Source organism: Streptomyces sp. NPDC060027 (assembly GCF_042737005.1).
In the GTDB taxonomy this organism is placed as follows: Bacteria; Actinomycetota; Actinomycetes; order Streptomycetales; family Streptomycetaceae; genus Streptomyces.
On record NZ_JBHWVI010000202.1, the window covers coordinates 1 to 11,099 of the forward strand.

The 11,099-nt window shown below is 70.8% G+C and carries 8 protein-coding genes and 1 riboswitch; of the genes, 4 read left to right on the plus strand and 4 right to left on the minus strand.

The window, feature by feature from the left end:
- Nucleotides 1-30: 30 nt before the first annotated feature.
- Nucleotides 31-630, minus strand: coding sequence for a hypothetical protein (locus tag ACFWBT_RS34070; protein ID WP_385706839.1), 600 nt, complete (start codon nucleotides 628-630; stop codon nucleotides 31-33).
- 291 nt (nucleotides 631-921) lie between these two features.
- On the opposite strand from ACFWBT_RS34070, the gene recQ reads away from it, so the two are divergent.
- Nucleotides 922-2,940, plus strand: coding sequence for a DNA helicase RecQ (gene recQ / locus ACFWBT_RS34075; protein WP_385706850.1), 2,019 nt, complete (start codon nucleotides 922-924; stop codon nucleotides 2,938-2,940).
- A 134-nt stretch (nucleotides 2,941-3,074) separates the two neighbouring features.
- On the opposite strand, the gene fahA is transcribed toward recQ, so the two are convergent.
- Nucleotides 3,075-4,304 (minus strand): fumarylacetoacetase, encoded by a 1,230-nt coding sequence (gene fahA, locus ACFWBT_RS34080; protein ID WP_385706840.1) that lies wholly within the window; start codon nucleotides 4,302-4,304, stop codon nucleotides 3,075-3,077.
- A gap of 228 nt (nucleotides 4,305-4,532) precedes the next feature.
- On the opposite strand from fahA, the gene ACFWBT_RS34085 reads away from it, so the two are divergent.
- Both ACFWBT_RS34085 and ACFWBT_RS34090 read left to right on the plus strand, forming a co-directional pair.
- Nucleotides 4,533-5,804 carry an ATP-grasp domain-containing protein gene (locus tag ACFWBT_RS34085; protein WP_385706841.1) on the plus strand — a complete coding sequence of 424 codons (1,272 nt, stop codon included), beginning with the start codon at nucleotides 4,533-4,535 and terminating at the stop codon, nucleotides 5,802-5,804.
- A 27-nt stretch (nucleotides 5,805-5,831) separates the two neighbouring features.
- On the plus strand, nucleotides 5,832-7,055 hold the full coding sequence (locus ACFWBT_RS34090) for an FAD-dependent oxidoreductase (protein WP_385706842.1): 1,224 nt from the start codon (nucleotides 5,832-5,834) through the stop codon (nucleotides 7,053-7,055).
- 126 nt (nucleotides 7,056-7,181) lie between these two features.
- Here ACFWBT_RS34090 and ACFWBT_RS34095 read toward each other — a convergent pair whose 3' ends face one another.
- Complete coding sequence (locus ACFWBT_RS34095) at nucleotides 7,182-8,183, minus strand: hypothetical protein (protein ID WP_385706843.1); 1,002 nt, start codon at nucleotides 8,181-8,183, stop codon at nucleotides 7,182-7,184.
- A gap of 263 nt (nucleotides 8,184-8,446) precedes the next feature.
- On the opposite strand from ACFWBT_RS34095, the gene ACFWBT_RS34100 reads away from it, so the two are divergent.
- Nucleotides 8,447-9,256 carry an HAD family hydrolase gene (locus ACFWBT_RS34100; RefSeq protein WP_385706844.1) on the plus strand — a complete coding sequence of 270 codons (810 nt, stop codon included), beginning with the start codon at nucleotides 8,447-8,449 and terminating at the stop codon, nucleotides 9,254-9,256.
- Nucleotides 9,257-9,387: 131 nt separating this feature from the next.
- Here the strand turns inward: ACFWBT_RS34100 and ACFWBT_RS34105 are convergent, their stop codons facing one another.
- On the minus strand, nucleotides 9,388-10,155 hold the full coding sequence (locus tag ACFWBT_RS34105) for a transglycosylase SLT domain-containing protein (protein WP_385706845.1): 768 nt from the start codon (nucleotides 10,153-10,155) through the stop codon (nucleotides 9,388-9,390).
- A 3-nt stretch (nucleotides 10,156-10,158) separates the two neighbouring features.
- Nucleotides 10,159-10,320: riboswitch (cyclic di-AMP (ydaO/yuaA leader) on the minus strand.
- Nucleotides 10,321-11,099: the final 779 nt, after the last annotated feature.

The window sequence follows — 11,099 nt, forward strand, 5'->3', positions numbered from 1 at the left end:
CCCTTCGGGGGAGCGGGGCCCGAGCCGTTCTCAATGGGCGGAGTGAGCCATGTCCGACGAGCCGGAGTGGGTCGGAGCGGCCGGACACTTCACCCGGGGATTCCACCGGTTGAACAGCCCGCTGGGGTTGTGCTTCCAGAGCCAGACGTGCAGGTCGTAGTGGATCGGCATGCCGGGGTAGTGCCCCGGCATCGGACCGTCGAACTTCTGGCCGCCGAACATCGAGGGCCGGTCCTTGGCGGTCTTCAGGTTCTGGTCGGCGTCCACCACGATCCACTCCACCCCGGCGAGCCTGCGCTTGCCGTTCTTCCCGTCCTCGAAGAGAAGAGCCGCGGGCTTCGCCGGGTCGAGCGAGCCGTAGCGGGACTCGTTGAAGTAGTGGTAGCCCATGCTGCCGTGTCCCGCGGGGTCCGCGGAGCACTGATGGGGGACGTAACCGTCGGCGAGGGCGGTCTTCTCGTCGAGGTACTTGACGCTGGCCATGTACGCCGTGGCCAGATCCCGCAGGGCCTTCCGGTCGGCCGGGTCGACCGGACCGGACGCGGCCGGGGCGGGAACGGCAGCCAGGGCGAGCGACGCGGCGGCGGCTGTCACGAGAGTGATGACGGTCCTGAGGGGGCGCTGGGACATGGCAAGGCTCCTAGAGACGCGAGAGAGGCGTACGCGACGGCGCCGGTCCGTCGGCTGCGGGCCCCCTCCTCCCGCCCGAGCAGCATGTCCCTCGGTCGCGAAGTGCCGCCATGCGAGCGGGGCCAACGGGTTGAACGCGCGCGGCCCTCGCCGTCCAGGGGAGTGAGACGGGCCCGGCGCCGTTGCGTAGGGAAGCCGGTCACTCGCAGCCTGTGGACAACTCTCGGACTGTCGGCGCGGACCCCTATCGTGGACGCAGTGGTCGAGGCGCGACGTACGGGGGACAGGACGATGGGCGGGACGGGTGTGATGACCGAAGCTGACGCGACGGAGACGCTGGGCGAGAGCGAGGCACTGGCCACCCTCCACCGGGTCTTCGGGTACGACGCCTTCCGAGGCGAGCAGGAAGCGGTCATCGAGCATGTGGTGGCGGGCGGTGACGCCGTCGTCCTGATGCCGACCGGTGGCGGCAAGTCCCTCTGCTATCAGATTCCGTCCCTGGTCAGACCGGGTACGGGCATCGTGGTCTCGCCGCTCATCGCGCTCATGCAGGACCAGGTGGACGCGCTGCGGGCGCTGGGCGTGAACGCCGGGTTCATGAACTCCACGCAGGACTTCGACGAGCGGCGCGTGGTCGAGGCCGAGTTCCTGGCCGGGGAGCTCGACCTGCTCTACCTCGCTCCGGAGCGGCTGCGGCTGGACAGCATGCTGGACCTGCTGTCCCGCGGGAAGATCTCCGTCTTCGCGATCGACGAAGCGCACTGTGTGGCCCAGTGGGGCCATGACTTCCGCCCCGACTATCTGGCGCTCTCGCTGCTCGGCGAGCGCTGGCCGGAGGTCCCGCGCATCGCGCTGACGGCCACGGCCACGCGTGCGACGCACAAGGAGATCACCCAGCGCCTGGGGATGCCGACGGCCCGCCACTTCGAGGCGAGCTTCGACCGCCCCAACATCCAGTACCGGATCGTCCCCAAGGCCGACCCGAAGAAGCAGCTGCTGTCCTTCCTGCGCGAGGAGCACGCGGGCGACGCGGGCATCGTCTACTGCCTCTCGCGCAACTCGGTGGAGAAGACGGCCGAGTTCCTCTCCCGCAACGGCATCGAGGCGGTGCCCTACCACGCGGGCCTGGACGCGGGAACCCGCGCCACCCACCAGTCGCGCTTCCTGCGCGAGGAGGGCCTGGTGGTGGTCGCCACGATCGCTTTCGGCATGGGCATCGACAAGCCGGACGTCCGGTTCGTCGCCCACCTCGACCTGCCGAAGTCCGTCGAGGGCTACTACCAGGAGACGGGCCGCGCCGGCCGCGACGGACTGCCGTCCACGGCCTGGATGGCGTACGGCCTTCAGGACGTGGTCCAGCAGCGCAAGATGATCCAGGGCTCGGAGGGGGACGAGGCGTTCCGGCGGCGGGCGGCCGCCCACCTGGACTCGATGCTCGCCCTGTGCGAGACGGCCCAGTGCCGGCGCTCGCAGCTCCTCGCCTACTTCGGCCAGGACCCGAACACCCCGGCCTGCGGCAACTGCGACACCTGCCTGACGCCCCCGGAGACCTGGGACGGCACGGTAGCGGCGCAGAAGCTGCTGTCCACGGTGGTGCGCCTCCAGCGTGAGCGGGGGCAGAAGTTCGGCGCGGGGCAGATCGTCGACATCCTGCTGGGGCGGCGGACCGCCAAGGTGATCCAGTTCGACCACGACCAGCTGTCCGTCTTCGGCATCGGCGAGGAGCTGGCCGAGTCCGACTGGCGTGGTGTCGTACGGCAGTTGCTGGCCCAGGGCCTGATCGCGGTCGAGGGCGAGTACGGCACGCTGGTGCTGACCGACGACAGCGGGACCGTGCTGCGGCGCGAGCGCGATGTGCCGCTGCGCAAGGAGCCGCCGAAGCCGACCGTCTCCCGGTCGTCGGCACCCAAGGGCGAGCGCAAGGCCAAGGCGGCGGCCGCCGAGCTGCCCGCCGAGCTCGTCCCCGCCTTCGAGGCGCTGCGTTCCTGGCGCGGCGAGCAGGCGCGCGAGCAGGGCGTCCCGGCGTACGTCATCTTCCACGACGCCACGCTGCGGGAGATCGCCACGGTGTGGCCCACGTCCGTGAAGGACCTCGGCGGTATCAGCGGGGTGGGCGAGAAGAAGCTGGCGACGTACGGGGAGGGCGTGATCGGGGTGCTCGCCTCGCTGGGCGGTGGCACGCCCGCGGCGGACCGGGGCGCCCCGGTCCTCCCCGTCGCTCCGGGTGTCCCGGCCGCGGCGACCGACGAGGGGCCCGACCCGGACTGGCCCGAGCTGGACCAGGAGCCGGAGCCCGAGGACTGGATGTAGCGCACGGGACGCAGAGCACGGGATAGAGACGACTGGACGGAAAGGGACTGGACGTAAGGGGGGACCGGCTCGTCGGGCAGGTCCCGCGGGGTCACGGTGGCCAGGGTGTCGGCCACCGTGACGCGGACCTCGTCCTACTGGGGGACGGCCTGCGCGATGCGGCCCCGGACCTCGCCGAGGCCCACCCGGGTTCCGCCCGGCCCGGGCGCCCAGGCCGTCAGCGTGACCTCGTCGCCGTCCTCCAGGAACGTGCGCTTGCCGTCGGGCAGCTCCAGGGCGTCGCGCCCGTTCCAGGTGAGTTCCAGCAGAGAGCCGCGCTCACCCTCCGAGGGGCCGCTGACGGTTCCGGAGCCGTAGAGGTCGCCGGTGCGCAGGGAGGCGCCGTTGACCGTCATGTGGGCCAGCTGCTGAGCGGCCGTCCAGTACATGGTGGAGAAGGGGGGTTCGGAGACGACGTGGCCGTTGATGGCCACGGAGATGCGGAGGTCGTAGCCGCCGGGGTCCTCGGAGGCGTCGTCCAGATAGGGGAGGAGCGGGTGCGTGCGCGTGGGGGGCGCGACGCGGGCTTCGTCGAGGGCGTCGAGCGGGGTGATCCACGCCGACACGGAGGTGGCGAAGGACTTGCCGAGGAAGGGGCCGAGGGGGACGTACTCCCAGGCCTGGATGTCGCGCGCCGACCAGTCGTTGAGGAGGCAGAGGCCGAAGACGTGGTCGCGGTAGTCGCCCAGCCGCACCGGCCGGCCCATGTCCGAGGGGGTGCCGACCACGAAGCCGACCTCCGCCTCGATGTCAAGGCGGACCGAGGGGCCGAAGACGGGGGCGGCGTCCGCGGGCGCCTTGCGCTGGCCCGACGGGCGTACGACGTCCGTGCCGGAGACCACGATCGTGCCGGAGCGGCCGTGATAGCCGATCGGCAGGTGCTTCCAGTTGGGGGTGAGGGAGTCGGCGGCGTCGGGGCGGAACATCTGGCCGACGTTCCGGGCGTGGTTCTCGGAGGCGTAGAAGTCGACGTAGTCCGCGACGGAGAACGGGAGGTGCAGCGTCACGTCGGAGAGGGGGTGGAAATGGGGAGCCAGGGTCTCCCGGTGGGCCGGGACGGTCACCCAGGCCGTCAGCGCGCGCCGGACGTCGGACCAGGCGGTGCGGCCCGCCGCGAGCAACGGATCGAGGGTCGGCTGCGCGAGCAGCCCGGCGTACGGGGAGCCGAGTGCCCGGGCCGCGGCGCCCGCGTCGAGCACATGGTCGCCGAGCCGTACGCCGACGCGCCGCTCGGGGTCGCCGTCGCGGCCGGTCGGGGAGAACACGCCGTACGGCAGGTTGTGCGGGCCGAAGGGGTCGCCCTCGGGGACATCGAAGGGGGGCATCGGTTGGTGCCTCGCTTTCGGATTCGTACTCGCCATGTGATCCATGCGTTCCACGCGTTTCATGTGGTCGAGGCACACGTTACGGGGGAGTGACCATGCTGGGGCAGTGCCTAAAGAGTTTGCAATGTCCGAATTGACCTTGTCGGACGTGGCAATTCCGGCTTAGCGTCCTTTGGGGGACACGGACGGGGTGGGTCCGGTCCGTAGGGGGGACATGTGGGGGGACCCATGGCCAGGAGCTCCAGGAGTGTGCCGGCCGATGTCGACCGGGAAGTTCCGGGCCTCATCGTGAAGTTCGGCGACTACCCGCTGCACCACGGCGGCGTGGGCGCCATACGGAGCCTGGGCCGACTCGGCATTCCGATGTACGCGATAACCGAGGACCGTTACACACCGGCCGCGAGTTCACGCTACCTGCGCCGCGCCTTCGTATGGCCGACCACCGGGACGGAGGAACCCGAGCGGCTTGTCGAGGGGCTGCTGCGCGTCGGTCGGCGCATCGGCCGGCCCACGGTGCTCGTCCCGACGGACGAAGAGGCCGCCGTACTCATCGCCGAGCATCAGGAGGAACTGGCCGGGCCCTTCCTCTTCCCGCGCGTGGACGCCGAGCTGCCTCGAAGGCTGGCCAGCAAACAGGGGCTGCACGAACTGTGCGTGGAGCACGGCATACCCAGCCCCGCGGCGGCCTTTCCGCAGTCGTACGACGAGATCGAGGCGTTCGCCGAGAAGGCCGGCTTCCCGCTCGTCGCCAAGAACCGCGAGGCGTTCGTGCGCCGCAGCCGGCCCGCGGTGAACGGCACGACGAGGATCGCGACCCGCGAGGGGCTGCTCGCCCTCGCCCGGGACTGGGGTCCGCAGCCCGGCGTGATCCTCCAGGAGTACCTGCCGAGGGAGGAGGCGGAGGACTGGATCGTGCACGCGTACTTCGACGCGGACTCGGCACCGCTCGCGATGTTCACGGGGGTGAAGGTCCGCTCCTGGCCGCCGCACGCGGGAATGACGGCGAACGCGTACGTCGTCGACAATCCGGAACTCGCCGACCTCGCCGCGCGTTTCATCAAACAGATCGGCTTCAGCGGAATCATCGACCTCGACCTGCGATTCGACCGCCGCGACGGTCGGTACAAACTCCTCGACTTCAACCCACGCATGGGCGCGCAGTTCCGGCTCTTCGAGAACGAGTCGGGGATCGACGTCGTCCGTGCCATGCATCTGGACCTGACCGGGCGCGCCGTTCCGGAGGGGGAACAGCGGGCCGGTCACCGGTACATCGTGGAGAACATCGACCTGCCGGCCTTGCTCGCCTACCGGCGCAGCGGCTATACGACACCGCACGCGCCGACCCGCGCGAGCGGCACGGAGCTGGCATGGCTCGCGGGTGACGACCTGCGGCCGTTCTTCATGATGCTGGCGCGCTTCGTGCGGCCGGGCGCCAAACATCTCCATCAGCTGTGGCGGACCAACCGCCTCGGCAGCACCAACAGTTCTACCGCGAAGTAGGCGTAGTACGTCCTGGGGAGGGACTTCGTGATTCATCCGGTAGCAGTCATCGGTGCGGGGCCGTTCGGCCTGTCCACCGCCGCCCATCTGCGGGCGCGTGGAGTCCCGGTGCGTGTCTTCGGCGAGCCCATGGTGAGCTGGCGCGATCACATGCCCGAGGGAATGCTCCTCAAGTCGACTCCGGTCGCCTCCACCATCGACGCCCCGCAGCGTGGCCACACACTCGCCGACTACTGCGACGCGGCGGGGACGCGTCGTCTGGTCACCGACGAGGACATCATCCCGGTCGAGACGTTCATCGCGTACGGGGAGTGGTTCCAGCAGAAACTCGTGCCCGAGCTGGAGCGGGTGCGGGTCGTGTCGATCGACCGGAAGGGCGGCCGGGAGGGGGCCGACCCGTCCGGCGGGTTCGAACTCAAGCTGGACTCGGGAGAATTGTTCACCGCGCGGGCGGTCGTGGTGGCCACCGGACTGTCCGGGCTGGCCCATCTGCCTCCCGAGCTCGCGGGCGCGGCGGCCGACGGTCCCACGCCGGCCGGCCCGGTCTCGCACAGCTCGCAGCAGCACGACCTGAGCCGCTTCTCCGGCAAGGAGCTGATAGTCGTCGGCGCGGGGCAGTCCGCCCTGGAGACGGCGGCGCTCGCGGCGGAGGCCGGCGCGCAGGTGCGGGTGGTGTCCCGGGGCAAGGGCGCCGTCGCCTTCGGCGCGCCGCCGTGGAACCAGCCCAGGCTGCGCCCCGAGTCGCCGTTCGGGCGCGCCTGGTCCCTGTGGGCGCTCAGCTACTACCCGCATCCTTACCGCTATCTGCCCGCCCGGTCCCGGCACTACCTGGTCCGCCGTGTGCTCGGTCCCCTCGGCGCCTGGTGGCTCCGCGACCGTTTCGAGGGCAAGGTCGCGGTCCGCGAGGTCCGGCGGATCGTCCGCGCCGCGGCCACCGACGGCGGCCCCGTCCTCACCGTGCAGACCCATGGCGGCCGGGTGGACGAGCTGTCCGCCGATCACGTCATCGCCGCGACCGGCTACCGCGTCGACATCGCCGCGATGGACTTCCTCGGGCCCGAGCTCCGCGCGGAGCTGGCGGTGAGCCGCGGTGCGCCGAAGCTCGGTGCCGGGTATCGGTCGTCCGTGCCCGGGCTGTACTTCACCGGTCTGCCGGCGGCGGCCTCGTACGGGCCGGTGATGCGGTTCGTGTGCGGGACGGAGTTCGCCTCACCGCGGTTGGCCGGGCATCTGGTGGCCGCACACGGGTGAGGCGAGGACAGCCGAGGGCGTGGCGGGCGGTGGTGACGATCTCCGGCGGTGCGGGCGGCCGGTGGTGACGATCCCCGGCCGGGGGCGAGGGGCTGCGTCCGGCCGCCGTCGCGGCCGCCCCGTACGTCAGGGCTCCTCCGTGAGGGTCCAGGCGGCCGAGTCGCGGGGTGGGGCGGGGCGGACGGTCCAGGCGCGGAGGTCGCCGTCGGATTCGGGGGAGCCCGAGGGCAGCACGCCCCTGGAGTCGGGCTCGAAGTAGAGGCGGTACGCCCAGAATTCGGGGAGTTCGTGCCCCAGGAGGTCCGTCCCCATGGGCTTGAGCTCCTCCGCCGCGTAGCGTTCGTTGATCCTGGCGACGGACTCCGCGCGGGAGACGCCGAGGCGGGTCACGAGTACGTCGGCCATGGCGCGGAAGTACTCGAGCCACTCCGCGTCGAGACGGATCAGGAACTCCTCGGTCCTTGGCGCGCTTTCGTAGATGGCGCCCTGCTGCCAGGCCATGAAGTCGGCGATGGAATCGGGTGGGTTGGCGGCCCGGGTGGCCTCGATCTCCCACCCCGGGCAGTCCATGTCGAAGACGACGACGGGGAGGGCGCGGCCGAAGATCTCCGCGAGGCGGCCATCGGCGTGGAGGTGGCGGGCCAGGTCGATGACTGCGTCGTAGAAGTGGAGCCGGAGAAGGTCGGACCTGGCGTCCAGTTCGTCCTCCTCTTCCTCCGGGAGGTCCATGGTGAGGAAGTCGTGATCACCGTCGAACCAGATGCCCAGTTCCTTGACCTCGTCCACGTACAGGGGGCCGCCGGCCGGGTCTTCGGGGATGTTGCCCAGCATCTCGAAGCCGTCCAGCAGCCAGAGGGCGTAGTTCCAGCGGGCCTCGCCCGGGTCCTCCGGGTAGGTCTCCCGCTCGTACTGGGTCTCGGTGTTGTAGCCGATGGCGACGTACGGGTGGCGCTCGTCCCCGTCGATCCGCCAGATCCGGAAGGACAGGGCGTAGATCTCGGACCGGAGGGAATCGGGGAAGCGCCGGATCACGGCTTCGGCGGAGGTGCGGAGGTGTTGCCGGAAGGGGGTCACCGCGCCGGAAGGGCGGGGTAGCCGCGCAGAGGGCTCGAAGGACTCAAAGGACATGTCTCTCCCCGGACTTGTCATGGTCGTCGGTGATTCCTGGAGGGGTGCGTGCCGTCGCCGCGTCGGCCCGCCGCCGGGCGGTGTTGGGGTGTTGTGGTCGGTCATGTGCGGGAAAGTCGGTGTGGGCGGAAGCGGACCTTGCGTGATCCGAAGCGGTCGCAACGCGCTAACCACCGTACGGTGAACGGCGTTGCTGACGGGATACCGGACGTCGTCCGGTTCACGCCGGGCCCATGAGTCGTTCGATCCGTATTCTTCGGATCATGGCCGCTCCGACTGCATATTCACTCATCGCCACTGACCTGGACGGAACGCTGCTGCGCGGCGACGACACCCTCTCCGACCGGTCGCGGGCCGCGTTGGCGAAGGTGGCCCAGGCGGGTGCCCAGCACCTCGTGGTGACGGGCCGCCCCGCGCCGCGCGTGCGACCGCTCCTCGACGAACTCGGCGGCGAGGGGCTGGCGGTGTGCGGGCAGGGGGCGCAGTTGTACGACGCCGGGACGGACCGGATGCTGTGGTCGGTGACCCTGGACAGGGAACTGGCGGAGACGGCGCTCGGCAAGATCGAGGCGGAGGTCGGGCTGCTGTACGCGGCGGTCGACCAGGACGGCGTGGACGGGCTGACGCTCATCGAGCCGGGATACGTGATGCCGCATCCGACCCTGCCGGCGGTGCGGGTGCGGCGGCGGGACGACCTCTGGTCGGAGCCGATCAGCAAGGTGCTGCTCCGCCACCCGTCGTTGTCCGACGACGAGTTGGCGTCCGCGGCGCGGGGAGTGGTCGGTTCGCTGGCGACGGTCACCATGTCCGGGCCCGGCACCGTCGAACTCCAGCCATGCGGGGTGACCAAGGCGACGGGCCTCGCTCTCGCCGCGGCGCACCTCGGACTCACCCCGGACGCGACGCTCGCTTTCGGCGACATGCCCAATGACATCCCGATGTTCGACTGGGCCGCCCGTGGTGTGGCGATGGCCAACGCCCACCCGGAACTCAAGGCGGTGGCCGACGAGGTCACGCTGTCGAACGAGGACGACGGAATCGCGGTCGTCCTGGAACGCCTCTTCGGCTTCTAGGGAGCGGGTCCCTGTTCCCAGGGACCCGTCACGCCCTGTTCCCAGGGACCCGTCACGCGAGGAACGCGCCGGGCAACGCGCCCGCCGGCGGACCTAGAAGGTGCCGCCGGCGGGTGATGGTGAGGGTGTGATCAGTAGGCGCCGTTGACGTTGTCGATGGAGCCGTAGGTCTTCGCCGCGTAGTTGCAGGCGGCGGTGATGTTCGCGACCGGGTCGTAGGGGTCCATCGACGTGCCGGGGACGTGGAAGGCCCGGAACGTGGGGTCGATGACCTGGAGCAGACCCTTGGAGGGGGTGCCCGCGACGGCGTTGGAGTCCCAGTTGTTGATGGCGAGCGGGTTGCCGGAGGACTCGCGCATCACGTTGCGGTGGATGCCGTCGTAGCTGCCCGGGATGCCCTCCTTCGCCATGATGTCCAGGGATTCCTTGATCCAGCCGTCGAGGTTGTTCGTGTACGTCTTGGCGGAGGCCTGGGTGGCGGTGGTCGTGGAGGACTTGGCGACGGCCGGGGTCGCCTTCGCCGTCTTGGCCGCCGTCGACTTCAGCGTCTTCGTGCCCACGGTCAGCTTCAGACCCGGGCGGATCAGGGCGGGGTTGTCGCCGATGACCGCGCGGTTCGCCTCGTACAGCTTCTTCCAGCCGCCGCTCTCGGGGTGCTTCTGCGCCACCTTTGCCAGGGTGTCGCCCGCGACCACCTTGTAGGTGATGAGCTGGACGTTGGGGACCACGGCGGTCTTGGCGGCCTTCGTGAGCTGGGGGGCCTGCGCCGGGGTCGCCGCGTGGGCGCCGGTCGCGCTCACGAGCGGCAGGGCGAGTGCGATGCCGCCCGTTCCGGCGGCGATCATGCCCCGGGTGATGACGTTGGTCTTCGTGCGGCGGTGCTTGCCTCGTGCGGGCATGACGAATGTCCTCTCCGACGCCTGCGAGGTGAGCTGTCGGGTTCGGGCGGGAGATGCCCGGCCGCGTTTTTGGGCGCGGCTTCACCCCTAGCCGGTCCGGTGTGTCCGGATCGGCGGCTTACCTGTGGGTCCCCCGCTCCTGCCGTGCGTGGGTGGGTGGGTATCCGGGCGGCGGCAGGATTCGGCGATCCGCCCGGGATCGACGAGAACGTATGCGAGAGCACATGTCCGGAACAAGGCCAGATGTGGCTACGAAGATCCCTTTCGCCTGTTTGGGGCGAGGGGGAAACGTCCGATTAGAGCGGAATTGAATCCTCAACTTGCCTTTCGCAAACGGGTTGGCGAGGGGACGGGGTGGGGTGGCGCCCGGGTTCGCGCGTGACTCAACTCACGAGACCAAGGGTCATCAAGGCGGCATGCCGGGCAACTCGGGCATTGCGCTTCCGGTCGTCAGGGGTGCCGAGTTCCCGGAGGGCGGCAAGCGGACCCCCGCGCAGAGGGCTTCGGGGCCGTGGGGCTCGTGGGGGAGGGCCCGTGCCGGCCCGAGGCGCGGGCCCGGCGGGCCGGGCCGGACCGGTCGCGGGGCGGGCCAGGACGGGCGCGGGTCGAGCCGGGGTGAGCGTGAGGTGAACTGCGTCCCGCGGCAAGGGTGTTCGCCGTACGTGTTCCTTGCTGGCGTCGGACCGCCGGGCGGGCCGGGGGGGGGCCTGGGCGGCGCATCCGGGCGGGCCTGGGCGGCGCGTCCAGGCCGGGGTGAGCCGCGCGTGCGGGCCGGGATGCGCGGCGCGTCGATGGTCGTACGAAGGTGAACTCCCGCTCCCGCGGGCCCTGTCGGCCGGGGGGGCCGGGGGGGTCAAACCCCCCCGCCCGCCCCGGGGAGGCCCCCCGGCGCGGGGGGGTATAAATCCACCGGCCCGGGGTGAAGCACCGCGACCCCCCCCAGG